The organism is Leisingera sp. G5_S3_59_S7, assembly GCF_054968485.1.
On record NZ_JBQKUH010000025.1, the window covers coordinates 31185 to 54811 of the forward strand.

Annotated in this window: 28 protein-coding genes; 16 read left to right on the forward strand and 12 right to left on the reverse strand. The window is 63.8% G+C overall.

All coding sequences use genetic code 11. From position 1 onward, the window contains the following. Positions 1-482: 482 nt before the first annotated feature. Both ACTRWG_RS12635 and parE read right to left on the reverse strand, forming a co-directional pair. Positions 483-1274 carry an NYN domain-containing protein gene (locus ACTRWG_RS12635; protein WP_027238129.1) on the reverse strand — a complete coding sequence of 264 codons (792 nt, stop codon included), beginning with the start codon at positions 1272-1274 and terminating at the stop codon, positions 483-485. Further along, on the reverse strand, positions 1271-3229 hold the full coding sequence (parE, locus tag ACTRWG_RS12640; RefSeq protein WP_027238128.1) for a DNA topoisomerase IV subunit B: 1959 nt from the start codon (positions 3227-3229) through the stop codon (positions 1271-1273). The genes ACTRWG_RS12635 and parE overlap by 4 nt, the downstream gene beginning before the upstream one ends. Before the next feature lie 212 nt (positions 3230-3441). Between parE and ACTRWG_RS12645 the strand changes: the two genes are divergently transcribed. The 6 genes from ACTRWG_RS12645 to ACTRWG_RS12670 all read left to right on the forward strand — a co-directional run bounded on the left by ACTRWG_RS12645 (position 3442) and on the right by ACTRWG_RS12670 (position 9117). Continuing rightward, the gene (locus ACTRWG_RS12645) at positions 3442-3816 is read left to right on the forward strand and encodes a hypothetical protein (protein WP_154667866.1); all 375 of its coding nucleotides are present in this window, start codon (positions 3442-3444) and stop codon (positions 3814-3816) included. Positions 3817-3985: 169 nt separating this feature from the next. Continuing rightward, a complete protein-coding gene (locus tag ACTRWG_RS12650) occupies positions 3986-5401 on the forward strand; it encodes a pyridoxal phosphate-dependent decarboxylase family protein (protein WP_027238126.1) in 1416 nt (471 codons plus the stop codon). Between the two features lie 369 nt (positions 5402-5770). After that, positions 5771-6379 (forward strand): carboxymuconolactone decarboxylase family protein, encoded by a 609-nt coding sequence (locus ACTRWG_RS12655; protein WP_027238125.1) that lies wholly within the window; start codon positions 5771-5773, stop codon positions 6377-6379. Between the two features lie 181 nt (positions 6380-6560). Beyond that, on the forward strand, positions 6561-7502 hold the full coding sequence (gene ppk2, locus ACTRWG_RS12660; protein ID WP_027238124.1) for a polyphosphate kinase 2: 942 nt from the start codon (positions 6561-6563) through the stop codon (positions 7500-7502). 63 nt (positions 7503-7565) lie between these two features. Further along, entirely contained in the window at positions 7566-8201 is a 636-nt protein-coding gene (locus ACTRWG_RS12665; RefSeq protein WP_027238123.1) for a DUF1007 family protein, read from the forward strand. 1 nt (position 8202) lies between these two features. Beyond that, positions 8203-9117 carry a nickel/cobalt transporter gene (locus ACTRWG_RS12670; RefSeq protein ID WP_027238122.1) on the forward strand — a complete coding sequence of 305 codons (915 nt, stop codon included), beginning with the start codon at positions 8203-8205 and terminating at the stop codon, positions 9115-9117. Between the two features lie 3 nt (positions 9118-9120). Here ACTRWG_RS12670 and ACTRWG_RS12675 read toward each other — a convergent pair whose 3' ends face one another. Then, positions 9121-9771 (reverse strand): TIGR02453 family protein, encoded by a 651-nt coding sequence (locus ACTRWG_RS12675; RefSeq protein ID WP_027238121.1) that lies wholly within the window; start codon positions 9769-9771, stop codon positions 9121-9123. Positions 9772-9889: 118 nt separating this feature from the next. Between ACTRWG_RS12675 and ACTRWG_RS12680 the strand changes: the two genes are divergently transcribed. Beyond that, a complete protein-coding gene (locus ACTRWG_RS12680) occupies positions 9890-11272 on the forward strand; it encodes an MATE family efflux transporter (RefSeq protein ID WP_051357892.1) in 1383 nt (460 codons plus the stop codon). 25 nt (positions 11273-11297) lie between these two features. Here ACTRWG_RS12680 and ACTRWG_RS12685 read toward each other — a convergent pair whose 3' ends face one another. Then, positions 11298-11666, reverse strand: a complete 369-nt coding sequence (locus tag ACTRWG_RS12685) for a DUF1428 domain-containing protein (protein ID WP_036798033.1) — start codon at positions 11664-11666, stop codon at positions 11298-11300. Positions 11667-11838: 172 nt separating this feature from the next. On the opposite strand from ACTRWG_RS12685, the gene ACTRWG_RS12690 reads away from it, so the two are divergent. Beyond that, positions 11839-12285: a nucleoside deaminase gene (locus tag ACTRWG_RS12690; RefSeq protein ID WP_084299659.1), complete on the forward strand. Its 447-nt coding sequence runs from the start codon at positions 11839-11841 to the stop codon at positions 12283-12285. Between the two features lie 24 nt (positions 12286-12309). On the opposite strand, the gene ACTRWG_RS12695 is transcribed toward ACTRWG_RS12690, so the two are convergent. After that, positions 12310-12672, reverse strand: a complete 363-nt coding sequence (locus ACTRWG_RS12695) for a PRC-barrel domain-containing protein (protein WP_027238117.1) — start codon at positions 12670-12672, stop codon at positions 12310-12312. Between the two features lie 178 nt (positions 12673-12850). On the opposite strand from ACTRWG_RS12695, the gene ACTRWG_RS12700 reads away from it, so the two are divergent. Next, the gene (locus tag ACTRWG_RS12700) at positions 12851-13615 is read left to right on the forward strand and encodes a hypothetical protein (protein WP_027238116.1); all 765 of its coding nucleotides are present in this window, start codon (positions 12851-12853) and stop codon (positions 13613-13615) included. 21 nt (positions 13616-13636) lie between these two features. Here the strand turns inward: ACTRWG_RS12700 and ACTRWG_RS12705 are convergent, their stop codons facing one another. Beyond that, positions 13637-14050 carry a hypothetical protein gene (locus tag ACTRWG_RS12705; protein WP_027238115.1) on the reverse strand — a complete coding sequence of 138 codons (414 nt, stop codon included), beginning with the start codon at positions 14048-14050 and terminating at the stop codon, positions 13637-13639. A 14-nt stretch (positions 14051-14064) separates the two neighbouring features. After that, a complete protein-coding gene (locus tag ACTRWG_RS12710) occupies positions 14065-15267 on the reverse strand; it encodes a pyridoxal phosphate-dependent aminotransferase (protein ID WP_027238114.1) in 1203 nt (400 codons plus the stop codon). A gap of 96 nt (positions 15268-15363) precedes the next feature. Between ACTRWG_RS12710 and ACTRWG_RS12715 the strand changes: the two genes are divergently transcribed. From ACTRWG_RS12715 to ACTRWG_RS12725, 3 genes are all read left to right on the forward strand, one after another. Then, entirely contained in the window at positions 15364-15780 is a 417-nt protein-coding gene (locus tag ACTRWG_RS12715; protein ID WP_027238113.1) for a helix-turn-helix domain-containing protein, read from the forward strand. Between the two features lie 7 nt (positions 15781-15787). Beyond that, positions 15788-16045 carry a succinate dehydrogenase assembly factor 2 gene (locus ACTRWG_RS12720; protein ID WP_008554023.1) on the forward strand — a complete coding sequence of 86 codons (258 nt, stop codon included), beginning with the start codon at positions 15788-15790 and terminating at the stop codon, positions 16043-16045. 76 nt (positions 16046-16121) lie between these two features. Next, on the forward strand, positions 16122-16619 hold the full coding sequence (locus ACTRWG_RS12725; RefSeq protein ID WP_209320225.1) for a MarR family winged helix-turn-helix transcriptional regulator: 498 nt from the start codon (positions 16122-16124) through the stop codon (positions 16617-16619). A gap of 520 nt (positions 16620-17139) precedes the next feature. Here ACTRWG_RS12725 and ACTRWG_RS12730 read toward each other — a convergent pair. After that, positions 17140-18063: a hydrogen peroxide-inducible genes activator gene (locus tag ACTRWG_RS12730; protein WP_462829384.1), complete on the reverse strand. Its 924-nt coding sequence runs from the start codon at positions 18061-18063 to the stop codon at positions 17140-17142. 141 nt (positions 18064-18204) lie between these two features. Between ACTRWG_RS12730 and ACTRWG_RS12735 the strand changes: the two genes are divergently transcribed. Continuing rightward, the gene (locus ACTRWG_RS12735; RefSeq protein WP_027238109.1) at positions 18205-18444 is read left to right on the forward strand and encodes a YdcH family protein; all 240 of its coding nucleotides are present in this window, start codon (positions 18205-18207) and stop codon (positions 18442-18444) included. 13 nt (positions 18445-18457) lie between these two features. After that, complete coding sequence (locus tag ACTRWG_RS12740) at positions 18458-18649, forward strand: hypothetical protein (protein ID WP_027238108.1); 192 nt, start codon at positions 18458-18460, stop codon at positions 18647-18649. Positions 18650-18784: 135 nt separating this feature from the next. On the opposite strand, the gene ACTRWG_RS12745 is transcribed toward ACTRWG_RS12740, so the two are convergent. From ACTRWG_RS12745 to ACTRWG_RS12755, 3 genes are all read right to left on the reverse strand, one after another. Further along, entirely contained in the window at positions 18785-19213 is a 429-nt protein-coding gene (locus ACTRWG_RS12745) for a VOC family protein (protein ID WP_027238107.1), read from the reverse strand. 75 nt (positions 19214-19288) lie between these two features. After that, positions 19289-20725, reverse strand: coding sequence for a porin family protein (locus ACTRWG_RS12750; RefSeq protein WP_462829385.1), 1437 nt, complete (start codon positions 20723-20725; stop codon positions 19289-19291). A 3-nt stretch (positions 20726-20728) separates the two neighbouring features. Continuing rightward, positions 20729-21634, reverse strand: coding sequence for a hypothetical protein (locus ACTRWG_RS12755; RefSeq protein ID WP_027238105.1), 906 nt, complete (start codon positions 21632-21634; stop codon positions 20729-20731). A gap of 248 nt (positions 21635-21882) precedes the next feature. On the opposite strand from ACTRWG_RS12755, the gene ACTRWG_RS12760 reads away from it, so the two are divergent. Both ACTRWG_RS12760 and ACTRWG_RS12765 read left to right on the forward strand, forming a co-directional pair. After that, entirely contained in the window at positions 21883-22716 is an 834-nt protein-coding gene (locus ACTRWG_RS12760) for a thymidylate synthase (protein WP_462829386.1), read from the forward strand. An 18-nt stretch (positions 22717-22734) separates the two neighbouring features. After that, positions 22735-23214: a dihydrofolate reductase gene (locus ACTRWG_RS12765; RefSeq protein ID WP_462829387.1), complete on the forward strand. Its 480-nt coding sequence runs from the start codon at positions 22735-22737 to the stop codon at positions 23212-23214. A 71-nt stretch (positions 23215-23285) separates the two neighbouring features. Here ACTRWG_RS12765 and ACTRWG_RS12770 read toward each other — a convergent pair whose 3' ends face one another. Continuing rightward, positions 23286-23492 (reverse strand): cold-shock protein, encoded by a 207-nt coding sequence (locus ACTRWG_RS12770; protein ID WP_027238102.1) that lies wholly within the window; start codon positions 23490-23492, stop codon positions 23286-23288. Positions 23493-23627: the final 135 nt, after the last annotated feature.

Consider the following 23627-nt stretch of genomic DNA (forward strand, 5'->3'; position numbering starts at 1 on the left):
CGGTAGGGCCTGTGTGTGGCCTTACCTTCGGGAGTTCACGCCGGTTCCCACAGGGACAAACAGTCCGGGGACTGTTTGAGACGTGGACGGGCGGAGCCCTTCGCTGGTGCCGGTGCTTTGGAACGTGACGGTGGCGGTGTGTGCCTTTGGGGCGTGGTGCGCAGCGGCACGGCCCGCGCCTGACCTTCCCCCCGGGAAGGCGCTTCACGCCTCCCCAAGGTCAGGCGCGGGCCTTGTGGTGCATGACCTGTGCAGGAAAACGCGCCTTGGGCTCCGCCCGTTCAGGCCTGAAACGCTCCCCCGGAGCGTTTCCGAGACGGCCTTCACTCCCCCCGGGAAGGCGCTTCGCGCCCTCCCAAGGTCAGGCGCGGGCCTTGAGTCACTGGAGGGTGGCAAGAAAGCGTGCTACGAGATTGAAAATAGTATCAAACGCAAAATAAGTGTGAACCGGGTTTTGAGTGAGCGAAAGTAAGATTTTACTGTTACCCTCTAGGAGCGTAGTGCATTTTTACCCAAGTGATTAACTGTTCGATATTGCTGGCCCCATACATACTACTTGGAGCGTCTGGTCCTATCTGGGCAACATATTCGCCGCCCAGTCTTGCGATTTCAATTTTCTGATCGTGAACAAACTCGAAAGTTTTTTCAGGGCATCGCCGGAAATCGTGGTAACGTTCCATGCGCTGATTGACTGAAGACGAAAACGTGTTGGCAAAATATAGCCAAGGGCCGTTTATTCTCGTGTAAGTATCAGCCTCGGCTTGTAGTAATGGTGCAACTCTGCCTTTCTTCGGGTCATTGAAAGAGACAATGTTGACTTTGCAGCCGGCGTCGCTGACAGCCTCAACTAAAGGGATAAAGTCGCCGTCCGCACCGAATAGAGTGCAAGAGCGCATTGTCGAAGTGTAAGCAAATCTTGTTGCGTCAATCGCCAGTTTGACGTCAACACCCTCTTGTTTGATTTGCTTACCTTTCTTTGTGAGCGTTCCTAGCTTCAAAACAAAGCCATCTTGAGATCGTATCTCTTCCAGCCAGTCTGGGAGGTTGTTCATGTCCTCAACAGCTGAATAAAAATAAACTCGATCAAATCGGTGAGCCGTGAAAAGCTTGGGAAAAGAGAAGTATTTCTTTTGTTCTGACGGGACCTTGAAATTGTCCAGCCAGCTCGAAAAGCTTTTGTGCATGTTGTCAGCATCCACAAAAGCAAAGTGCGGTAGTCGATGTTGGTCAACTTCAAGAGTCTGCTGAAGCCGTTCGAGTTTTCTAAGATTCAAACATCCAGCTCCTCCACGAACTTCGCGTTTTCCTGGATATACTGGAAGCGGAGCTCGGGTTTCTTGCCCATCAGGCGCTCGACCAGGTCGCCGGTCTCGCCGGGCTCGTCCTCGTCGATGGTGACGCGGATCAGCTTGCGGGTCTTGGGGTCCATCGTGGTCTCCTTCAGGTCCTTGGCGTCCATTTCGCCAAGACCCTTGAAGCGGGAGACGTCGATCTTGCCCTTGCCGCCCAGGCCCTTTTCCAGCCAGTGGTCGCGCTCGGCCTCGTCCAGGCAGTAGACGCGGCGCGCGCCCTGGGTCAGGCGGAAAAGCGGCGGGCAGGCGAGGTAGAGGTGGCCGTTGTCGATCAGCGGGCGCATCTGGGTGAAGAAGAAGGTCATCAGCAGCGAGGCGATATGGGCGCCGTCGACGTCCGCGTCGGTCATGATGATGATCTTGTCATAACGCAGATCATCAAGGTTGAACTTGGTGCCAAGGCCGACGCCAAGCGCCTCGCAGAGGTCGTTGATTTCGGCGTTTGAACCCAGCTTGTTGGAGGCCGCGCCAAGGACGTTGAGGATCTTGCCCTTGAGGGGCAGCAGCGCCTGGTTTTCGCGGTTGCGCGCGCCCTTGCCGGAGCCGCCCGCGGAGTCGCCCTCGACGATGAACAGCTCGGTGCCGGCGCGGTTCTTGGCGGTGCAGTCGGTGAGCTTGCCAGGCAGGCGCAGCTTCTTGGTGGCGGACTTGCGCTGGGTCTCTTTCTCCTGCTTGCGGCGCAGGCGTTCCTCGGCGCGCAGGATCAGGAAGTCGAGGATGGCGCCCGCGGATTTGGTGTCGGCGGCCAGCCAGTTGTCGAAATGGTCGCGGACCGAGTTTTCCACCATCTTGTTGGCGGCCTCAGTCGACAGGCGGTCCTTGGTCTGGCCGACGAATGCCGGGTCGGCGATGAAGCAGGACACCAGCGCGCAGCCGCCCGTCATCAGGTCGTCGCGGGTGATATTGCCGGCCTTCTTGTTGCCCACCAGCTCGCCGTAGGCCTTGATGCCCTTGAGAATCGCGGCCCAGAAGCCGGCCACATGGGTGCCGCCCTCGGGCGTGGGGACGGTGTTGCAGTAGGATTGGGTGAAACCGTCGCGCGAAGGTGTCCAGTTGATCGCCCATTCGACATAGCCCGGCGCGTTGAATTTCTCGCGGAACTCGACCTTGCCGGCAAAGGGCGCCTCTGCGTAGACGGAGGATTTGCCAAGCACCTCTGTCAGGTAGTCCTTGAGGCCGCCGGGGAAGTGGAAGGTGGCCTCGGTCGGGGTCTCATTGTCGTCGATTTCGGATTTCCAGCGGATTTCGACGCCGGAGAACAGATACGCCTTGGAGCGCACCAGGGTGAACAGGCGCTTGGGCTTGAAGCGGTGGGAGCCGAAGATCTGCTCATCGGCGTGGAAGGTCACGAAGGTGCCGCGCTTGTTGGGGGCGGCGCCGATCTTCTCAACCGGGCCAAGCGGCAGGCCGCGGGAGAAGCGCTGTTCGAACAGTTCCTTGTTCTTGGCAACTTGCACGACCATCGAATCCGACAGCGCGTTCACCACAGAGGAGCCGACGCCGTGCAGGCCGCCGGAGGTCTGGTAGGCCTTGCCGGAGAACTTGCCGCCCGCGTGCAGGGTGCAGAGGATCACCTCCAGCGCGGATTTGTCGGGGAACTTGGGGTGCGGGTCGATCGGGATGCCGCGGCCGTTGTCGGAGATGGTGACGGAATAGTCCGCGTGCAGTGTCACCTCGATGCGGTTGGCGTGGCCCGCGACGGCCTCGTCCATGGAGTTGTCGAGGATCTCTGCCACCATGTGGTGCAGCGCGCGCTCATCGGTGCCGCCGATATACATGCCGGGGCGCTGGCGGACCGGTTCGAGGCCTTCCAGAACCTCGATGGAGGAGGCGTCATAGGTATCGGCTGCAGGCGTGCTGAGGAGGTCGTCGGCCATGTGCGGGAACTGCTCTTCCTTGGTGTTGATTGGCGGCCATTATGGCAGGTGTCGCAGCCGGGTGGAAGAGGGGGGCTCGGGGCTGTGGATAAGGCGCTGGGGCGGGCAGCCTGTCAACCGCAGGGCTACTTCTTTGAAAGGAAAGTGCAACTGTGGTAAGATGCCGGTCTGTTAACCATTCATCTTTTACCAGTAACTCAAGGGAGGGAGCCATGCAGTTTGCACGGGCAATTTCCGTATTTCTAGTTGCAGTTTCACTGGCACTGCCAGCTGCAGCCGGTCCATCCTTTTCAAAGAAAGAAGTAAGGAAGCTGCTGACCGGCAACACATATCCGTTGGGCAAGAACAACGAGGGGGCGATGTATGTCAAACCTGACGGGACCATGGATGTGATATGGGAAGGTCAAACTGAGACCACCACCTACAAGTTGAGGTCCAGAGGGCGCATTTGTTATGAGCTGAAGATGTTTGGAGGCGCCGAGTGTATCGGTTTCGAGAAGATCGACGAGCAGAGCTTCTATCAGGTTTTCGGCACTACGAAGCGCAAGAAGCAGTATTCCGAAATCAGGCCAGGCAAGGCGTTCTGACGCCGCCGCAGCCGCATATTCTACGGCGTTCCGCCGTTTCGGCCCAGATCTGAGTTTCGGATTTTTCGAAGCGCGCCTGCGGTTATCCGGGTGCGTCGATATTTTCCGTGCGGCGCAAGGGGCTGCGCGTTAGACCTCTGCCAGCGAAGGGCATGAGGAGGGCGCGCGGGTGGCTGAGAAGGGGATCAAGACGCAGGACTGGGCGGCGTTCCGGGCGGAAGCACAGCGGATGCTGGAGGCGGCGCTGGACCAGATGCAGCAGGCTGCGGAGCGCCCCTGGCAGCCGGTGCCGGACGACATTGATGCGCGTTATGCGGTGACGGCGGAGGCGCTGGGGCCGCAGGCGGCGGTGGACCGGATCATCCGCGATGTGCTGCCCTATCATGGCGGCAATACCCATCCGCGGTTCTGGGGCTGGGTGCAGGGGTCGGGGCTGGCCTCGGACCTGATCAGCAGCGTGGCCGCGGCGGCGGTCAATGCTAACATGGGCGGGCGCGACCACGGCGCGAATTACATGGAGCGCGCGGTGGTCGACTGGACCCGCCGCAAGATGGGGATGCCGGAGGGGGCCAGCGGCATTCTGGTGACGGGCACCTCGCAGGCGACGGTGATTGCCTTTCAGGCGGCGCGGCTGCGGGTCTTGAAGGATTTGCGCAAACAGGGGCAGGGCGATGTGCGGCTGACCGCCTATGCGGGCGAGGGCGTGCATAATGCGACGCTGAAGGCGGTGGAGCTTCTGGGCATCGGCTCGGACAACCTGCGCAAGGTGCCGTTGGCGGATGGGTGCATGGATTGCAGCGCGCTGGCGGCGATGGTGGCCGAAGACAAGGCTGCAGGCGCGGTGCCCTTCCTCGTGGTGGGCAATGCCGGCACGGTGGACCTGGGGCTGTTTGATGATCTGAACGCCTTGGCGGATGCGGCGGCGTCGCTGGGGCTGTGGCTGCATGTGGACGGGGCCTTTGGCGCCTGGACGCGGATCGCGGCAGAGCCTTTCCGGTCGCTGTCCGACGGCATCGGGCGGGCAGACAGCATCGCGCTGGATTTCCACAAGTGGATGTATGTGGGCTATGACTGCGGCATGGCGCTGCTGCGCAACGAGGAAGAGCACAGGGCAGCCTTTGCGGCGCGGCCTGCGTATCTGGAGGGCGCTGAGCGCGGGCTGGCGGGCGGCGAGCCGTGGTTCTGCGATTACGGCATCGACCTGAGCCGCGGCAACCGGGCGCTGAAGGTCTGGACGGCGCTGGAGACCTATGGCGAAGCGGCGTTTTCGGAGGCGATCACCGGCAATTGCGAATTGGCGGCGTTTATGGCCGCTGAGGTGGAGGCGCAGCCCGGCATGGCGCTGGGGGCGCCGGTGGTGTCGAATGTCTGTGTGTTCACTGCGCGCAGCGATCTGCCGCGGGAGGCGCAGTCGGAGGTGAATGCCCGCATTGCCCAGACCCTGCAGGAAAGCGGCGAGGCGGTGTTCTCGACCACCCGGGCAGGCGGCCGGGTGATGCTGCGCGCCGCGATCACCAACCACCGCAGCCGCGAGGCGGACGTGCGGGCGGCCATTGCGGCGGTGGCGCGGGAAGCGGCGGAATAAGGCATGCTGTTAACACGCCGCGACACAAGGCCAGCGCCTGACCTTGGGGAGGCGTGAAGCGCCTTCCCGGGGGGAAGGTCAGGCGCGGGCCGTGCGGCTGACGCCTCACGTCCCAAGAGAAATTCTGCCAGTACCGTTCTTTGATTTGCGCGGTTGGTTGCGAGGGGCTCCGCCCGTCCACGCCTCAAACAGTCCCCCCGGACTATTTGTCCCTGCAGGAACCGGCGTGAACTTCCGGGGGAAGGTCAGGCGCGGGCCGTGCGGCCGGCGCCTCACGTCCCAAGGCCAGGTGGGATCTGACGCTCCGTTTTTCCTTCCATTGCCGTTGGCAGCCGCTACTCTCCCGGCCAAACAGTCAGGGAGAGAGACATGGCCTGGATCAGGACCGTTCCGTTTGAAGAGGCAACCGGCAAGCTGAAGAAACTCTATGAGCGGGTGACCGGGCCGGGCGGCAATGTCGACAACATCATGATGGTGCATTCCCTGCGGCCGCATTCGATGGAAGGCCATATGGCGCTGTACAAGAACGTTCTGCACCATACGGGCAACAAGGTGCCGAAGTGGTTTTTGGAGGTGCTGGGGGTGTGGGTGTCGTCCTTGAACGACTGCGCCTATTGCGTCGAGCATCACTTTGCGGGCTTGCAGCGGCTGTTGGGGGACGAGGCGCGCGGGCAAGCGATCCGGGCGGCGATCGAGGCGCGCGAGCCGGAGGCGGCGCCGCTGGAGCCTGCGCAGGTGCTGGCGATGGGGTATGCGCGGATGCTGACGGAGGAACCCGCCAGCGTGACCGCGGCGGATATCGAGGCGCTGCGGGAGGCGGGGTTCGAGGATGGGGAGATCCTGGAGATCAATCAGGTGACCGCCTATTTCGCCTATGCCAACCGGACGGTGCTGGGGCTTGGGTGCTCCACCAAGGGGGATGTGCTGGGGCTGAGCCCGAACAATTCCGAGAACCCGGACGACTGGGGCCACACCTGAGGGGCGCTGCCCCTCGGCCCCTGCGGGCCTCACCCCGTGATATTTGCAGCCAGATGAAGCGGATCAAGCGGCCCGGGGGGCCGCTTTTGATGTGCAAACCGCATATCTTTTGATGCAGGTCAGGGCAGGGCGGCGGCGGCGGCGGTATGGTTGCGGCGCAGATTGGAAGAGGGAGTTTTTTATGGACGCCGCAGCAGAGAAGATTGTGAACAGCGCCGCAGGGACAGCGGTAGGGACAGTGCAGGAGCCGGTGCCGGCCGCGCCGCGGGCGCCAAGCGCGGAGGATATCCGGCGGGCCTTTGAAAGCGGCGAGTATCCTTACCCGCGCAAGATGGCGCGCCGGGCCTATGAGGCGGAGAAGGCGCGGCTGCAGGCGGAGCTTTTGAAGGTGCAGCTGTGGGCGCAGGAGACCGGGGAAAAGTTCGTGATGCTGTTCGAGGGTCGCGATGCGGCGGGCAAGGGCGGCACCATCAAGCGGTTCACCGAGCACCTGAACCCGCGCTCGGCCCGGGTGGTTGCGCTGAACAAACCCTCGGACGAGGAGCGCGGGCAATGGTATTTCCAGCGCTATGTGCAGCATCTGCCGACCAGCGGCGAGATCGTGTTCTATGACCGCTCCTGGTACAACCGCGCAGGCGTCGAGCGGGTGATGAGCTTTTGCGAGCCTTACGAGTATCTGGAGTTCATGCGCCAGGCGCCGGAGTTCGAGCGGATGCTGGTGCGCTCGGGCATCCGGCTTTACAAATACTGGTTCTCGGTCACCCAGGAAGAGCAGAAGCGGCGGTTCGACTCGCGCGAGACCGACCCGCTGAAGCAGTGGAAGCTGTCGCCGATCGACAAGGCGTCCCTGGGCAAGTGGGATGACTACACCGAGGCCAAGGAGGCGATGTTCTTTTACACCGATACCGCGGATGCGCCCTGGACGGTGATCAAGTCGAACTGCAAGAAGCGGGCGCGGCTGAACTGCATGCGGCACTTCCTGGCGTCGCTCGACTATCCGGGCAAGGACCCGGCGATTGTGCAGGCGCCGGATCCGCTGATTGTCGGGCAGGCGCATCACGTGATCCATCAGTCCGACCACATCCTGGGCAAGGCGCTGCATCCCGAGACCCGGGCGCGCTGATCCTTGCCTGCGGCGCGGCCCTGCGGTTGCGGGGCTGCAGCCGGGCGCGTAAAGCTTTGAGCCATGAAGCGTATTGTTCCCTTGCTTGCCGCCGCAGTGCTGGCCCCGCAGGATGCCGGGTCGCATCCGCATATCTTTGTCGATACTGCCATGAAGGTGATTGTCTCGGACACCGGCCAGCTGGAAGCGGTCGAAATCACCTGGGCCTATGACGAGTTCTATTCGCTGCTGATCTTTGAGGACCGGGGGCTGGATGGCGATTTTGATGGCGCGCTGACGGCGGATGAGCTGTCAAAGCTGCAAGGCTTCGACATGGCCTGGACTGAGGGGTTTCAGGGCGACACCTATCTGACCCGCGCGGGTGAAGCGCTGGCGCTGGGGGCGCCGGTGCATCTGGCCACCGAAGTGGCGGACGGGCGCATCACCACCCGGCACCGGCGGGTGCTGGCAGAGCCGCAGGCGGCGGACGGTGTGGTGATCAAGGCCTTTGATCCGACCTATTACACCGCCTACACGCTGACAGGCGGGCTGGAGGTCACCGGCGGCTGCACTGGCGAGGTGACACCGCCAAACCTGGACGCGGCGTACACCAAGGTGGAGGAGCTTCTGTATGCGATGCCGGCCGGTCAGGCGGAGGAGGCTTATCCGGAGGTGGGCGAGGCCTTTGCCGATACCGTGCGGTTGAGCTGCGGCGCGTAAGGTGAAGATTTTATTAACGATAGCGGCGCTGGGCGTGGCGGTCTTGGCGGTCTGGCTATGGGGCTTTGGCGGCGCAGGGACCATTGCGGTTTGGGCTGCTGAAGGCCAGCGGGAGGCACAGAACGCGATGGCGCGGGGGCTGCGGGCCTTGCGTGCGGGCGAGCCGGGGGCGCTGACGGCGCTTTTGTCCCTGTGCTTTGCCTACGGGTTTTTCCACGCCGCGGGGCCGGGGCATGGCAAGCTGGTGATCGGCGGCTATGGCATGGGCAAGCCTGTGCCCTTGCTGCGGCTGGCCGGGCTGGCGCTGGCGTCCTCTTTGGCGCAGGCGGCGACGGCAGTGCTGCTGGTCGCGGGCGGGCTGATGCTGCTGGACTGGGGCCGCGAGCAGCTGACCAGCGCGGCCGAGGATGTGCTGGCGCCGCTGTCCTATGGGCTGATTGCGCTGGTGGGCCTGTGGCTGCTGGCGCGGGGCCTGCGGCGGCTGCTGGGCAGCCGGGCTGGCGCACATGGCGCTGATGACCATCACCACCACCATGATGAGACCGGGGAGGTCTGCGCCTCCTGCGGGCACCGGCACGGGCCGACGGCGGAGGAAGCGGCCAATGTCCATTCGCTGCGTGATGCGCTGGCGATTGTGGGCGCGGTGGCGCTGCGTCCCTGCACCGGCGCGGTGTTCCTGCTGCTGCTGACTTGGCGCATGGGCGTGCTGTGGTCCGGGATCGCCGGAGCCTTTGCCATGGGTTTAGGGACGGCCACTGTCACCGTTGCCGTGGCTGTTGCTGCCGTCACCATGCGCAAGGGGACGCTGGCGCAGATGCAGGGCACCGGCGCCCTGCGCGCAGCCGCGGTGCTGGAGATCCTGGCGGGCGGGGTGGTGGCCGTGCTGGCCAGCCAGATCATGCTGCGGGCGCTGTGACGGTTACGCCTCCAGCGCCTCCTGCAGCAGAGTGAACATCGGCTCCAGCGTCAGATAGGCGGACATCAGTGCTGCCATCGGAGCGGCCTGTTCGCGCGGGCTCATCTCATGCCAGAAGGTGAGGGACTTGCGCTGCAGCAGGTGGCCGTGGGGGTGCGCCTTGCCATAGGGGGCGGGGACGCGCTTCAGCTCGGGTTCATTCGTGGCAAAACCCTTGAGCGCGAGGATATCCACCAGGGCTGCGGCCTCGTCCCCGGTTTCACCGTCCACCGCCTCGCGCCAAAGGGGGATCTGCGGCTTGGTGAAGTTCATGATGCCGCCGCCGGTGGTGCAGGAGCCGGGGTCGATGCCGAAGAACAGCGCGCAGCCCGCGCCATTGACCGTCCACATCATGTGCAGATGGGTCTTGTAGGGCGTCTTGTCTTTGGAAAACCGGATGTCGCGCTGGGGGCGGAACAGCCTGGGCACGGCCTGCACACCGGTCCGTTTGGTGATTGCCTGCGCGACCTCGTCCAGCAGCAGCAGGGCGGGGGATTTGAGCTGCGCCTCATAGCGGTCCTTGTGCGCAGTGAACCAGTCGCGGCTGTTGTTCTGCGACAGCTCCGTCAGAAAGGCGCGGGCGTCGGGGATCAGCTGCGCAAAGGGGTTGGTCATTTGAAAAGGCTCCTGCAAGCGGTGGGGCGGTCTGTGCAGAATACCAACATGGGCCTGTACGGGGGGCAAGGAGACTCTGCTCTTGCCGGAACCGTCCGGCGGGCCTAAGGCTGGCATTATGAGCACGTTAACCACCAGACACACCGAAATGTCACCGGGCGGCCATGCCCGGGCGATTGCCGTTCTTGGCCTGCCGCTGATCGGCGGCCATGTGGCGCAGTTTGCCATCGGCCTGACCGATACGGTGATGCTGGGCTGGTACGGGGTGGAGGAGCTGGCGGCGGTAACGCTGGGCGCGACCTATTTCTTCTCGATCTTCCTGTTGGGGTCCGGATTTGCCTTTGCGGTGATGCCGATGGTGGCGGCGGCGGCCGGCGCGGGCGAGGAGCGGCAGATCCGCCGGTCCACCCGCATGGGGCTGTGGCTGTCGCTGGCCTATGGCGCGCTGGCGATGCCCTTGCTGTGGTGGTCCGAGCCGATCCTGCTGCTGCTGGGGCAGGAGCCGGAGGTGGCGTATGCGGCGGCGGCGTATCTGCGGATTGCCGGCTGGGCGATTTTCCCTGCGCTTCTGTACATGGTGGCCAAATCCTATCTGGCGGCGCTGGAGCGGACCCAGATCGTGCTGTGGCTGTCGGTGATCGGCGCGGTGCTGAATGCGCTGGTGAACTATGCGCTGATTTTCGGCAACTGGGGCGCGCCGGAGCTGGGCATAACCGGGGCGGCGATTGCGTCCCTGGTGACCAACGGGGTGTCCTTTGTTCTGGTGCTGGCCTATGCGCTGAAGGCGCTGCCGGAGCATGAGCTGCTGAAGAATTTCCAGCGCCCCGACTGGGAGATGCTGGGCCGGGTGTTCCGGATGGGCACTCCGATTGGCCTCACCACGCTGAGCGAGAGCAGCCTGTTTGCGGCCTCGGCGATGATGATGGGGTGGCTGGGCACGGTGCCGCTGGCGGCGCATGGGATTGCGATCTCGCTGGCGGGGCTGACGTTCATGGTGCACCTGGGGCTGTCCAATGCCGCCACCATCCGGGCAGGAAACGCCTTCGGGCGCGGCGACCGGGCGCATATGGCGCGCGGCGGCAAGGTGGTGACGGCGATGTCGCTGGGGGTTTCAGTGGTGGGGATCACCCTGTTCCTGACCATTCCCGGCCCGCTGATGTCGCTGTTCCTGGATTCGGCCGACCCGCAGAAGGATCAGATCCTGCTGATCGGTGCGGGCCTCTTGGCGGCGGCGGCGCTGTTTCAGATGATGGACGGGATGCAGGCGATTGCGCTGGGCCTGTTGCGGGGCGTGCAGGACACCGGCGTGCCGATGGTGATTGCCGCGCTCAGCTATTGGGCGGTGGGCATCCCGGCCTCTTATGTCATGGGGTTTGTGCTCGGCTGGGGCGGCGTCGGTGTCTGGATGGGACTGGTTGCGGGCCTGTCGGCGGCAGGGCTGTTCCTGATGCGGCGGTTCTGGGGCAAGTCGATCAAACGGGTGGGTTTGCAGGCCGCGTAAGCCGGGCGGCGCTGTTCCCTGCGTCTCAGCCCCCGGCGGTGCTGCGGCCCATTGTGTGAATGGGAGAGAACGCGCCCAGGATCAGGCGGCGGTGGTCAAAGGGGATTTCGACCGGGATGTCGAACCGGGTGTCTTTGGCGATCCGGGCTTCGGCCTCCTCCATCTCCTTCCGGCTGGGCCAGACCTGCCAGGAGAGGACGATGCGCTCCCCCTTACGGGCGGCAACGGCGCGGCGGAAATCGGTGTGCTGGCCGTCCGGCACGTTGTCCTCCCAGGAGTCGACGATCTCCAGACAGCCGTATTCGCGGAACAGTTCGGCGCTGGCTTGGGCCCAGGCCTTGTACGCCTCGAAGTTTTCTTCGGGGACGGGGATCACGAATCCGGCGACATACATGGCGGCCCTCCCAAGGCTTGGCCCGGGCAGCCCCCGGCCTTGGCGAGTGTGGCATGGGGAGGCGTTTCACTCCAGCCTCTTGCTGAGGAGCGCGGGGCAGGGTTGACCGCCATCTGCGCTGGGGGCAGGGTCTTTGAACAGTCTGATTTTGCAACCGGAAGGCCCATTGCCCATGATGACCGACGACGACAAGCGCCTGCTGCGGATCGCCTATGAAGAAGCCAAGGCGGGATTTGATGAGGGCGGCTGCCCGATCGGATCGGTGCTGGCGCGGGGCGGCCAGGTGGTGGCGCAGGGGCGCAACCAGCGGGTGCAGAAGGGCGACCCGATTGCCCACGGCGAGATGGATGCGCTGCGCAAGGCGGGGCGGCAGGCGTCCTATCGCGATACGGTGCTGTACACCTCGCTGTCGCCTTGCATGATGTGCAGCGGCACCATCGTGCAGTTCGGTATCCCGCGGGTGGTGATCGGCGACGCGCAGAATTTCGGCGGCAACGAAGAGTTCCTGCGCTCCCGCGGGGTCGAGGTGGTGATTGCCGAGGACCCGGACTGCATCGCGCTAATGCAGCGGTTCATCCGCGAAAAGCCGGAGCTGTGGGCGGAGGACATCGCCGAATAGGGGCGCCGGGCTGGGGCTGGGCGATCAGAACCAGTAATAGGGTACGTGGTAATGGTCGTAGATGCTTTCCTCGTGCTTGCGGTCACGGTGCCAGCCCTCGTACTGGGCCGGGGCGCTTTCCAGCTGGTCCGGGGTAATGCTGGTGCGGTACCCGTCCAGGCCGCTGTCGTATGAAAGTGCACCCCAGGGAATGACGAATTCCTGTTCGCCAAGGCCCAGGAAGCCGCCGAATGTCATGATTGCATAGGCTGCCTTGCCCGACGTCTTGTCGATCATCAGGTGGTCAATGGTACCGGCTTTTTCGCCGGTTTCGCCGTAGACCGCGGTGCCGGTGATCTCATTTGTCGAGACGAGGCTGCCGCCAGAGCCGTGTTGAGCCTGTTGCATGGTCTTGCTCCTGTTTCTCGTGTGGATGGAAAACCAACGTCCCGGCTGGCTGATTGTTCCGGCGGGGCGGTCTGGCCGGGGGCAGAAACCGCAGGGTTTGCAGGGCGGCTGCGCTGGCCGCGCGGCATTTGTGTTAGTCTGGCAGCAGCCGCGCAGCAGTGGCGGTAAGGAGGCTGCGATGACATTCAGATGTGCTGAAAAAGGCGCAGGCCGGCTGCTGGCCGTGCTGCTGGCCTGCCTTGTGCCGCTGGCACTGATGGCAGCGCCGCCGCGGGCCGGGCTGATGTGGAACCGCACCGGGCTGCCCGCGGTGTTTCCGCTGCAGGTCAGGACGCCGGCGGGGGCGGATTATTACCTCATCCTCAGCGATGCGGGAACCGGCGCGGCGGCTTTGGGGGCCTATATCGAGGGCGGCAAGTTCTTCAAGGTGCTGGTGCCGCCGGGGCGCTATGTGCTGCGCTTTGCCAGCGGCAAGCGCTGGCAGGGCGAGGAGCGGCTGTTCGGGCCGGGGGCGCAAACGCAGCGGTTTGAGCTGCCGTATCCGCTGGAATTTGCCATCCGCGGGGCCGGTATCAAAGGCGGCCATGTGGTGACCCTGTCGCGGGAGCCGCCGGGCGGCGGCCTGCAAGCGGCGGTGAAGGCGCAGTACATCTGCCAGATCGCCAGCCTGGAGGCGCCGGAGCTGCTGCCAGGGCGCGCGCAGCCCTTGCGCCAGTTCCATTTGGGCGGCGATGCGCGGTCACGGGGCATATTGCATCTGCAGTGGCGGCTGCAACTGGGCGGGCCGCGGGCCGGAACGCCGCTGGAGCAGTGGCAGCGCAGCCTGTTTCTGCTGGGCAACCCGCTGCTGCCGCCGCGTGCTTCGGGGCTGGAGAGCCGGGTCGGGCAGCGGCCGCCGGCGCGGTTCCGGTCTTATACGGTGCGCTCGCTGTTCTGCGGCTGAACCGGCCGCGCGCCGGATGGCTTATGCGCCGCCTCGGGCCTTGATCAGCCGGTCGGCCTTCTTGCGCACCAGCACGCTTCGCAGGTCGTGCATTGCCAGCAGCAGGGCGTCGGTGACGTCTTCCAGTTGCTCATCCGTGGCGCGGCTGTTGGCCCAGTGGGCGGTCAGGTTCAGATGGTCGATGGCCCGGTGAATGTCGTCGGTATCGCGGGCGGCGAGGGTGGCGGTGCGGGCCGCCATCCACGACTTGATCTCGGCCATGTCCTGATCGCTGAGCTGGCGCTGGCCGTGCGGTTTGATCTCGCCGTTGCGGATGTTCACAACGGCGATCTGGTCCATCTCGATCCGCCGCTGGCGGTTCTCGGTATCGACGCGGAAGACAAAAGCGCCGTTTTCACGGACGCGGAAATAATACTCCGGCAGATCTGCGCTCATGCCTGGTCTCCTGTCTACGTCAGCGCAGCGCAGAATTTCTGGATGCGGCGGCAAGCCTCTTCCAGCGCTGCGTCAGAGGTGGCGTAGCTCACGCGGAAGTTCGGCGACAGGCCGAAGGCGGCGCCAAAGACCACGGCGACGTCCGCCTCTTCCAGCAGGGCGGTGGCAAAATCCTCATCCGTTTCAATGCGTTTGCCCGCGGGGGTGGTCTTGCCGATCAGCCCGGCGATGGAGGGGTAGACGTAGAACGCGCCCTCCGGCGTGGGGCAGGAGATGCCGTCGATGTCATTCAGCATCGAGACCACCAGATCGCGGCGGCGGACGAACATCTCATTGTTCGGGGCCAGGAAGTCCTGGGTGCCATCGAGCGCCTCCACCGCGGCCCATTGGCTGACCGAACAGGGGTTGGAGGTGGACTGCGACTGCACCTTGCGCATCGCTGCGATCAGTTTCTCCGGGCCTGCGGCATAGCCGATGCGCCAGCCGGTCATCGCATAGGCCTTGGAGACGCCATTGCAGGTCAGGGTGCGGTCATAAAGCCGCGGCTCCACCTGGGCCGGCGTGCAGAACTCAAACCCGTCGTAGGCGAGGTGTTCATACATGTCGTCGGTCATCACCCAGACATGCGGGTGGCGCATCAGAACGTCTGTCAGCTCCTTCAGTTCCGCCCGGCTGTAGCCCGCGCCGGTTGGGTTGGAGGGGGAGTTGAAGATGAACCATTTGGTGTTCGGGGTGATTGCCGCTTCCAGCTGATCGGCGGTCAGTTTGAAATTGGTCTGCAGTGATGTTTCGGCAATCACCGGCGTGCCGCCGGCCAGCAGCACCATGTCGGGGTAGGAGACCCAGTAAGGCGCGGGAATCACCACCTCGTCGCCTTCGTTCAGGGTGGCCATCAGCGCATTGTACAGCGTCTGCTTGCCGCCGGTGCCGACGGAAACCTGGGCCGGGGTGTAGTCGAGCCCGTGGTCGCGCTTCATTTTGGCGCAGACCGCCTGCTTCAGCTCCGGAATGCCGTCGGGGGCGGTGTATTTGGTCTTGCCCGCGGCGATAGCGGCGACGGCCGCGTCCTTGATGTTTTGCGGCGTGTCAAAGTCCGGCTCGCCGGCGCTGAGGCCGATGACGTCGCGTCCGGCAGCCTTCAGTTCGGCGGCCTTGGCCGTCATTGCGATGGTCGGTGACGGTTTGACGCGGGATAAGGTCTCGGACAGGAAAGACATGGTCTGCGGCCTCGGTTTGTATGTTGCTCGCAACTGTCATAGGGTGCGGCTTAACGGCGATCAAGCCGCGTTCAAACTGGATTAGGAGAACTGGCAATGACGGAGCAGACTACAGACTGGTACGGCCCGGACGCAGCGACATTTGGCGACCGCGTGGCGGCTGCACGGGAAGCTGCCGGGATGACCCAGGGCCAGCTCGCGCGCCGGCTTGGGATCAAGAAGTCCACGCTCAGCGCCTGGGAACGCGACCTGGCGGAGCCGCGCGCCAACAAGCTGACGATGCTGGCCGGCGTGTTGAACGTGTCGATGTCCTGGCTGCTGACCGGCGAAGGCGAAGGCATGTCGGAACCGGCGCCGCTTGAGCTGGAAGCAGGCGATTTCACAAGCGTTCTGAACGAGTTGCGTGATCTGCGCAGCGAAATGCGCCAGAATGCGGAGCGGGCTGCACGGCTGGAGAAGAAGCTGCGGACCCTGCTGCAGGTCAATGACGGCCAGACCACAGAAGTCGCCTGAGACCAGGATGCAGGAAGACCGGACCATCCGCCTGAAGCGGCTGCAGATGCGCTCTATGCGCCGGGGTATCAAGGAAATGGATATTCTGCTGTCGGCCTTTGCAGCCGCGAATCTGGAGCAGATGGACGCTGCGCAGCTGGATCTTTATGACCAGCTGCTGCACGAAAACGACCAGGATCTGTACCAGTGGGTGACCGGCCAGGCGGAGCCGCAAGAGCGGTTCCGCGCACTGGTCGCGGACATAGCGCAAACCTACCAAAAATAATAAAATACCGGCTTAACCGATTTTTCGGGAATTGTTGGCATCTTGTCTTAGAAGCAAATTCGAGTCGGAGATGCGAATGAGTATGGAAATGCCAATTGGCCAGACAGACCGGAAAGGTTTCATGACTGGCTACCTGGAGGCGCTGGCCCTTGTCGAGCGTCTCCACCGTCTGCTGCTGGATGTCATCAAGGACGAGTTTGAACGCGTTGGCGTGCTGGAAATCAACGCGGTTCAGGCGCTTTTGCTGTTCAACATCGGTGACAACGAGGTGACTGCCGGGGAATTGAAGACCCGCGGTTACTATCAGGGCAGCAATGTCAGCTACAACCTGAAGAAGCTGGTCGAGATGGGTTATATGCACCACCAGCGCTGTGAAATCGACCGCCGCTCGGTGCGGGTGCGGCTGACCCCGCGCGGCCGCGAGATCCGCGATATCGTGTCGGCGCTGTTCTCCCGCCATGCCGAGGGGCTGGAGGGCAAGAACGTGATCTCCTCGCAGGGGATTGAGGATATCACCGCCTCGCTCAAGCGGGTGGAGCGCTACTGGTCGGATCAGATCCGCTATATCTACTAAGGCGCTGGCCGGGAGAGGGTTCCGGCGGGCAACGGGCCGCAAAACGCCGGCAAAGCACCGGCAGGCCAAATCGGGGCATGAGGGGAAACCGTGCTCCGGCTGTATTGAAGGGCAAAGCGCCGGGACCCGCACGGGGCCACGGCTGAAGGTTGCAGAAGTGACCGCCCTTGCTGCCGCGAGAGGATTTTGTCCCGGGGCGGCTGGTCCCGCGGGAGCGGGAAATTGTTATAGGTTTGTGTTTTTCAGAAAACCGGAAGGCGGGTCATTGCACCGCCAGGCACGGACAGCACCGGACAGGCGCTGTGCCGGTTTTTTGCGTTATGCGGGGTCATTTGCGCTGTGCGGGGCCATTTGCATTGTGCGGCGTCACGCAACTGCTGACGCTTGCGCAGCACCGGCTGCCGCGCTTGCAACGCCCGGACGGGTCGGCAGCGTGCCGGGTTCCGCCCGGTTCCCCATGCCCAAGGGGGCAGCAGACTGAGACTGGCTAAGGGCAGCCCGGCGGCGGTGCCCCTCTGCCTCACAAAATCACCTGATTGGCAAACTCCTGTTCGATGACGCTGCGGATGAAATCTGCAAGCTTCAGGAAGGCAGGCGGGCTGCCGCTGCTGCGGCGCCAGGCGAGGCCTGCCTGCCGGTAAAGCAGCGGTTGCATGGGAACCACGGCGACATCGCCTTCGCCGCGTTTCACCTCGGACTCGACATAAAGCGCAGGCAGCAGGGTTGCGCCCATTCCGAGCGATACCATCTGGCGGAGCGCATCGAGGCTGGTGCCTTCGAAATCCTCGCGCAGGTTCGCCCCTGATGCCGCGCAGAGCTGTGATACCTGGCGGCTCAGCGTGTAAGACGGGTTGAGGCTGAGCAGGTTCTCCCCGTCCAGATCTGCGGTCTTCACCCGGCTCCGGCCGGCCAGGGGATGATCCCGGGCCACGGCCAGGCTCAGCGGCTCCCGGAACAGGAAGGTGTGGCGGATGTCATCGCGCGGCACCGGCAGCTGGGTCAGGATCAGATCGTGCCGGCCCGCCAGCAGATCCTCGGTCAGCTCGCGCGGGGGGGCGTCGCGGATGACCAGCTTGAGGTCCGGAAAAGACTGATGCAGCCGCCGCAGCACCCGCGGCAGCAGGTAGGGGCCGATTGTCGGCGAAGACCCCAGCCGCAGGGTGCCCTCCAGCGCATCGCCGGAGGCGCCGGCGGTCTGGCTGAGCCGTTCCACGTCCTGCAGGATCCTTTCGGCCTGGGCCGCGGTGTCGCGCCCTGCCGGGGTCAGGATCAGGCCGTTGCGCCGCCGTTCGATCAGCCGGGTATCCAGGACTTTCTCCAGGGCGGCGATCTGCAGGCTGAGGGAGGGCTGGCTGATCCCCAGCTGCCGGGCCGCGCTGCGGTACTGCAAGGCGTTGCTGAGGACGGCGAAATAGCGGAGCTGGCGCAGGGTGATTTCCGGCATCTGTGGCTCTCCTCGCAAGATATAGGAAAAACCTATCTTAAAGGACAATAGTATTGGGTTCTTAAAATGCAATGCCTGCCCATCTTGACTGTGAGGCCGCGGCTTGCCGCGCCGCCTGACACAGGAAAAAGGAGGCAATTGATGAACAACAGTCCACGGGTAAAGGTTTTCTCGCTGCAGGTGAGGCTGGCGAAGCTGCGCCTGAAACATCAGTCGCTGAAGGCGAAAATCGCCAAGGAGCTGAAACGCCCGTCGCCGTGCAGCATGATGCTGCAAGGGCTGAAGCGCCAGCGCCTGCGGACCAAGGATGAGATCATGCGCTGCCTGGGTCAGTTGCGCCGCAGCGGGCTGCCGGGCTTCAATCAGCAGCAATCGGCATAGGGAGGCGGCGGTAATGTTCCAGTTCACCCATCCGCTGAGCGGCGCGGGCTTTCTGCACAGCGCCGATCTGGAGGATATGCAGGCGGCCCTGCTTGATGATGGAGAAGAGGAGGACGATGACGGTCCCGATGGCGGCAGCCCCTGCATCGCAGGAAAGCGCACGCAAGTGACGCTGACGTTCGGATACCAGAACCGCCGGGCGTGACGGTCCGGACAGAAGCGCGGCGTGCGAAGCCGCCTGATCGCCCTCCGGTGCAAGCCGGAGGGCTGATTTCTTTTAAGCCGATCCAAAACACAGGCCGCACCCGGGGCCCTGCCGGGCCCCGCGGCCTGCCGGCTCTTACCAGTGGCCGGTGTTTTCCATGCTCGCCCAAGGTTCCGCCGGGGCCAGCGAGTCGCCGTTCTGCAGCAGCTCGATCGACACATTGTCGGGCGAGCGCACAAAGGCCATATGCCCGTCGCGCGGCGGCCGGTTGATAGTGACGCCATTGTCCATCAGGTGCTGGCAAGTGGCATAGATATCGTCCACCCCATAGGCGAGATGGCCGAAATGGCGGCTGTCATCGGGCAGCGCGTCGTCGCCATCCCAGTTGTAGGTCAGCTCCAGCGGGGTTTCCTCCTGGCCCGGCGGTGCCATGAAGATCAGGGTGAAGCGGCCCTGTTCGTTTTCCCAGCGGCGGGTCTCCTTGAGGCCCAGCAGTTCATAGAAAGCCATGGATTTCTCCAGATCCTTCACCCGGACCATGGTGTGCAGGTATTTGAGGGGCATGGGGGTCTCCTGTTATCGCTGTCAGGGACTTTAGCGGGCCACGGCGCGAAGGCCAGCAAAAGCGCCGGGGCGGTCTTAGAATTTTGACTCGATCCCCAGCGAGACGGAGAATTCCGAACTGTCAAAGCGGCTGTGGTTGGAGCTGCGCTTGCCGGCCCGGACCCGCAGCATCGGCGCAAAGCCTGCATAGTCGTAGTCTTCGAAGAACAGGTTCAGATCGGCATAGACGGAATGGTCCTGGCGGCCGCCCGGGATGGGCTGCCAGTCGCTGCCGTCAAAGAAGGTGTGGTCGGGGTAATCCGCGGTTCCCAAAATCAGGCCGGTGCTGATCCTGGCAGGGCCGACCAGCTGCCCGAAGGCATAGCCGACGTGAACGGTGGCGGTATGGCCGCTGGAGTTCACGCTGTTTGCCCGGGTGTCGCGCAGGCCGAGGGTGAAGCTGAGGCTGTCGCCGTTTTCGAGCTTGCGCGACAGCGACGCCCCAAGGCCGAAGACATCGGCTTCCAGGCTTTTCAGGCGCGGATCCAGCCGGTGCTCGGCGCTGCCGTTGAGGGTGAGGCGGCTGCGGGGCGAGAGGGCCCAGCTGCGGGCGGCAGACAGTTTTGCAAGATTGTAGTTTCGCTGCCCGCCGTACCAGGAGGTGGCGGCAGTGAGGGCGATCCGGGCGTTGCCGCCCTTGTCTGCAGGCCCGGCGGCGAAGGCGTGGCTGAGGGTGATCTCGCCGTAGGTGGATCCGAATTCCGAGTTCCGCGGTGCTGTGGTCATGGTGCGGGCTGCAAGGTCTGCCGCCTTTGCCTTGGCGCTGGAGGACAGGGCCACGCGCTGCACGTAAAGGCGTCCGCTGAGCGTGGTCAGGCTGGTGTCGCTCTGGCGCAGGCGGCGGGTTATGCCGGCATCAAGGGTGCCGGTGAGGCCGGACAGCGCAATCGCCCGCGGCCCGAACCTGTTTTCATGCGAGGACAGCCCGTCGATTTCCTGCGTCGCGGCGTCAGAGCCGTTGTTCACGTTGTTCGATGGCTTCAGCCCGCCGCTCAGCCGGAAGGTCCAGGGGCTGATGCGGCGCAGCGCCTGATAGTCCTTGGCGATCAGCTCTTCGGCTTTGCTGTCGGGCGCGTAAACGGCCGTGCGGCGCAGCCAGTACTGCGACAGCACCGGGCTGCCGCCCTGAAAGGCCAGCCGCGAGGCAAGCTGGGCCATCTGGTACTTGGTGGCGTCGTCGGGGGCAAAGCGGAAGGCGCGGGCGGCGGATTTGCGGCCCCTGGCGGGCTGGCCGGCCTGGGCATAGGCGGCGGCCTGAAGATGCCAGGCCAGGTGGTTCTTGCGGTCGGCCTGCAGCAGCGCGTCCGACAGCCGCAGCGCCAGCTGCGGGTTGCCGGAATTCAAGGCGTGCACCGCCAGAATATGTCCCTGCTGGAGCGACAGGTGAGCCTGTTGCCGTCCGGTTTCCTGCGCTTGGGGCTGCGCAGAACACAGCCCCAGTCCCAGCAGCGCGGCGGCGGCTGCCTTCCGCATGATTTAAGGCGTCGGCTGGTCGCAAAGCGGGTCGCTGCTGGCGCCCCCGCATTGGCCAAGCACAAAGACGCCGTATTCCTCGATATCCGAACCGTATTCGGTGATATGGCCGGTGGCGTGGACACCGCCGGCGACCGACGCGGCATTCGTTCCGGAGAACACACCGCCATATTCGCCGACAGATTGCTGCCCGATCGTTGCCGAACCGGAGAACGTGCCGTCCGAAGCAATGGCAGTCGGCGCCAGTTCCAGATTTGTCGGCGACACTGATCCGTCATCCCTGACGGCGCGGTTGTAGATCAGGCCATTGACCACATTGTCGGTGAAGTCTGCGTTGACCAGAACATCGCCAGTGATTTCGGCGGCTTGCGACGGCAGCACGTCGGTTGGAGTGCCGGGCGTCACGGGCAGCAGGTCCTCGCCGCTGCCGGCGGTATTCAAAAGGCCGACGTAGGACCCTGCGTAGCTGACGAGACCGCCGGAGGGCTGATCTGTGACGGGCGCGGAATAAGCGCCGCTGCGGCCGTAGTTGGCGCCGGCGAAATAATAGCCGAACTGACCGCCCGTTGCGACAACAACAGCATACCCGCCCTCGATCTCGCGCGCATAGGCGGTGGAGTGGCGGTCGAGCGAAGAATCCTGAACCGTGTAGGCCTCGTAGCCGTTGCGGTCCAGTGACGGCTTGCGCACGTAGGTGGCGGAGAAGGGCGTTTCGTCCAAGCTGACGCCAGTCACGGTCAGGGTCTGGCTTGCGGGATTGTAGCTGACGCTGTCGAGATCGTTTGCAACAGCTTCCGGGATCGTGCCGGTGACGTCATCCGGATCATCTGTCCCGGTGGTAAACGGGTTGCCCCCGCCGCACGCGGACAGCGCGGACGCCGCCGCGATCCCTAGCCAAAAGCGCCTCATCTGCCTTTACCTCAATATCTTTATCGTTTTGCGCCACCATCGGGCGCGGCCGTGGCAAAGTCAATTGAACACTTCTGTTTCCGGCGCAACCGTGGCGGATGCGCTACCTGTATATAGGTCTTTTTGGGGTCGGTCTGAGCATATCTTGTGCTGCGGGGCAGGCGCAAAGGTGATTTTTGCTCTTGGCGGCTGGCGGTGCAGGGGGTATTCCGGGACGTGACATTCAGGGCAAAGCCAGGGGGGGCTCCATGCAGCATTATCTGGATCAGCTGCGCCATATTCTGGACAATGGCGTACCGTCGGACGACCGCACCGGCACCGGCACGCTGAGCTGTTTCGGGATGCAGGCGCGCTACAGCCTGGCCGACGGGTTTCCGCTGGTCACCACCAAGAAGCTGCATCTGCGGTCGATCATCCATGAGTTGCTGTGGTTCCTGTCGGGGGACACCAACATCCGTTACCTGAAGGAAAACGGCGTTTCGATCTGGGACGAATGGGCCGATGAGAACGGCGATCTGGGTCCGGTTTACGGCCACCAGTGGCGCCGCTTTCCCAAGCTGAAGCTGGCCGAAGGCACCACCGGGGATGAGCCGCTGTACCGGGCGGGCAGTGTCGATCAGATCGCGGATCTGGTGGAGATGATCCGCAAGAGCCCCGACAGCCGCCGCCTGATCGTTTCGGCCTGGAACCCGGCGGACGTGCCGGACATGGCGCTGCCGCCGTGCCACACGCTGTGGCAGGTGCGGGTTGCGGGCGGCAAGATGCATTTGCAGCTGTACCAGCGGTCCGCCGACATGTTTCTGGGCGTGCCGTTCAACATCGCCTCTTATGCGCTGCTGCTGGCCATGCTGGCGCATGTAACCGGATACGAGGCGGGGGATTTCGTGCATACGATGGGCGATGCGCATATCTATTCCAACCATGTGGAGCAGGTGAAGCTGCAGCTGTCGCGCAGCCCCAAGCCGCTGCCGCAGCTGCGGATCAAGCGGCAGGTCAGCTCGATCTTCGAGTTCAAGTACGAGGATTTCGAGATCCTGAACTATGACCCGGATCCGGGCATCAAAGCGCCGGTTGCGGTCTGATTTCAAAGGAAAACATCCATGATTACCCTGATCGCTGCGCGGGCGCGCAACGGGGCCATCGGCAAGGACAATGATATCCCCTGGTTTGCGCCGGAGGATTTGAAGGCGTTTCAGCGCGAGACCCTGGGCGGCGCCATCATCATGGGCCGCAACACCTGGGACAGCCTGCCGGTGAAACCCTTGAAGAACCGGCTGAACTTGGTGGTGTCCTCGAACCCCGAGGCGGCAGATATTGTGCTGCCGTCAATCGAAGCGGCGGTGGAAGAGGCCCATGCGCAGGGGTACCGGCGCGTCTACGGCATTGGCGGTGAGGGGATCTACCGCGGGATGCTGGGCATGGCGGACCGGCTGCTGATCACCGAGGTGGATTTGACCATTGCAGAGGCGGATGCCTTTTTCCCGGAGTTCGATCCGCACAATTGGATCAAGGCCGGTGAGACGGTCCTGCGGGACAGCGATCCGGCCTGCCTGATGGTCGAATATCTGCGGCGGGCGTGACAGGGGCAATATCCCCGGCCCGTCAGTGCCTGCGCCCAGCCCAAGTCCGGGCGCAGTGCGTAATCAATTGATCAAAGCGCTTTAAGCTCTGCAGCCATTTTCCGGCCGTCGCGGCCTTCGGACAGCTCGTAGCCGACTTTCATATTGTCGGCGAGGCCGGTCATGCCCGACCGCTCCACCGCTGAAATGTGCACGAACACATCCTTGCCGCCTTCATCGGGTTCAATAAACCCATACCCCTTGGTGGTGTTAAACCACTTCACGGTGCCGCTTGGCATTTCCCGTGTCTCCTTCTACTTTGCACTCTGCCTTGGGGGCTGCCCAGGGCATCCGGCCGGTTCCTTGGGTCGTTCTGCAAGGCGAGGCCGGACAACCTTGAGTGTTGCACGGGATGCATGAAAATCAAGAGAAAC

What these genes read in the sequence shown, in the direction of transcription:
- ACTRWG_RS12770 (WP_027238102.1), bottom strand. Translation starts at nt 23,492, where the DNA reads ATGCCAAGCGGCACCGTGAAGTGGTTTAACACCACCAAGGGGTATGGG.
- ACTRWG_RS12740 (WP_027238108.1), top strand. Translation starts at nt 18,458, where the DNA reads ATGTTCCAGTTCACCCATCCGCTGAGCGGCGCGGGCTTTCTGCACAGC.
- ACTRWG_RS12680 (WP_051357892.1), top strand. Translation starts at nt 9,890, where the DNA reads ATGAGCACGTTAACCACCAGACACACCGAAATGTCACCGGGCGGCCAT.
- ACTRWG_RS12750 (WP_462829385.1), bottom strand. Translation starts at nt 20,725, where the DNA reads ATGCGGAAGGCAGCCGCCGCCGCGCTGCTGGGACTGGGGCTGTGTTCT.
- ACTRWG_RS12710 (WP_027238114.1), bottom strand. Translation starts at nt 15,267, where the DNA reads ATGTCTTTCCTGTCCGAGACCTTATCCCGCGTCAAACCGTCACCGACC.
- ACTRWG_RS12690 (WP_084299659.1), top strand. Translation starts at nt 11,839, where the DNA reads ATGATGACCGACGACGACAAGCGCCTGCTGCGGATCGCCTATGAAGAA.
- ACTRWG_RS12765 (WP_462829387.1), top strand. Translation starts at nt 22,735, where the DNA reads ATGATTACCCTGATCGCTGCGCGGGCGCGCAACGGGGCCATCGGCAAG.
- ACTRWG_RS12705 (WP_027238115.1), bottom strand. Translation starts at nt 14,050, where the DNA reads ATGAGCGCAGATCTGCCGGAGTATTATTTCCGCGTCCGTGAAAACGGC.
- ACTRWG_RS12685 (WP_036798033.1), bottom strand. Translation starts at nt 11,666, where the DNA reads ATGTATGTCGCCGGATTCGTGATCCCCGTCCCCGAAGAAAACTTCGAG.
- ACTRWG_RS12675 (WP_027238121.1), bottom strand. Translation starts at nt 9,771, where the DNA reads ATGACCAACCCCTTTGCGCAGCTGATCCCCGACGCCCGCGCCTTTCTG.
- ACTRWG_RS12735 (WP_027238109.1), top strand. Translation starts at nt 18,205, where the DNA reads ATGAACAACAGTCCACGGGTAAAGGTTTTCTCGCTGCAGGTGAGGCTG.
- ACTRWG_RS12700 (WP_027238116.1), top strand. Translation starts at nt 12,851, where the DNA reads ATGACATTCAGATGTGCTGAAAAAGGCGCAGGCCGGCTGCTGGCCGTG.
- ACTRWG_RS12655 (WP_027238125.1), top strand. Translation starts at nt 5,771, where the DNA reads ATGGCCTGGATCAGGACCGTTCCGTTTGAAGAGGCAACCGGCAAGCTG.
- ACTRWG_RS12715 (WP_027238113.1), top strand. Translation starts at nt 15,364, where the DNA reads ATGACGGAGCAGACTACAGACTGGTACGGCCCGGACGCAGCGACATTT.
- ACTRWG_RS12665 (WP_027238123.1), top strand. Translation starts at nt 7,566, where the DNA reads ATGAAGCGTATTGTTCCCTTGCTTGCCGCCGCAGTGCTGGCCCCGCAG.
- ACTRWG_RS12695 (WP_027238117.1), bottom strand. Translation starts at nt 12,672, where the DNA reads ATGCAACAGGCTCAACACGGCTCTGGCGGCAGCCTCGTCTCGACAAAT.
- parE (WP_027238128.1), bottom strand. Translation starts at nt 3,229, where the DNA reads ATGGCCGACGACCTCCTCAGCACGCCTGCAGCCGATACCTATGACGCC.
- ACTRWG_RS12745 (WP_027238107.1), bottom strand. Translation starts at nt 19,213, where the DNA reads ATGCCCCTCAAATACCTGCACACCATGGTCCGGGTGAAGGATCTGGAG.
- ACTRWG_RS12720 (WP_008554023.1), top strand. Translation starts at nt 15,788, where the DNA reads ATGCAGGAAGACCGGACCATCCGCCTGAAGCGGCTGCAGATGCGCTCT.
- ACTRWG_RS12725 (WP_209320225.1), top strand. Translation starts at nt 16,122, where the DNA reads ATGAGTATGGAAATGCCAATTGGCCAGACAGACCGGAAAGGTTTCATG.
- ppk2 (WP_027238124.1), top strand. Translation starts at nt 6,561, where the DNA reads ATGGACGCCGCAGCAGAGAAGATTGTGAACAGCGCCGCAGGGACAGCG.
- ACTRWG_RS12730 (WP_462829384.1), bottom strand. Translation starts at nt 18,063, where the DNA reads ATGCCGGAAATCACCCTGCGCCAGCTCCGCTATTTCGCCGTCCTCAGC.
- ACTRWG_RS12645 (WP_154667866.1), top strand. Translation starts at nt 3,442, where the DNA reads ATGCAGTTTGCACGGGCAATTTCCGTATTTCTAGTTGCAGTTTCACTG.
- ACTRWG_RS12755 (WP_027238105.1), bottom strand. Translation starts at nt 21,634, where the DNA reads ATGAGGCGCTTTTGGCTAGGGATCGCGGCGGCGTCCGCGCTGTCCGCG.
- ACTRWG_RS12760 (WP_462829386.1), top strand. Translation starts at nt 21,883, where the DNA reads ATGCAGCATTATCTGGATCAGCTGCGCCATATTCTGGACAATGGCGTA.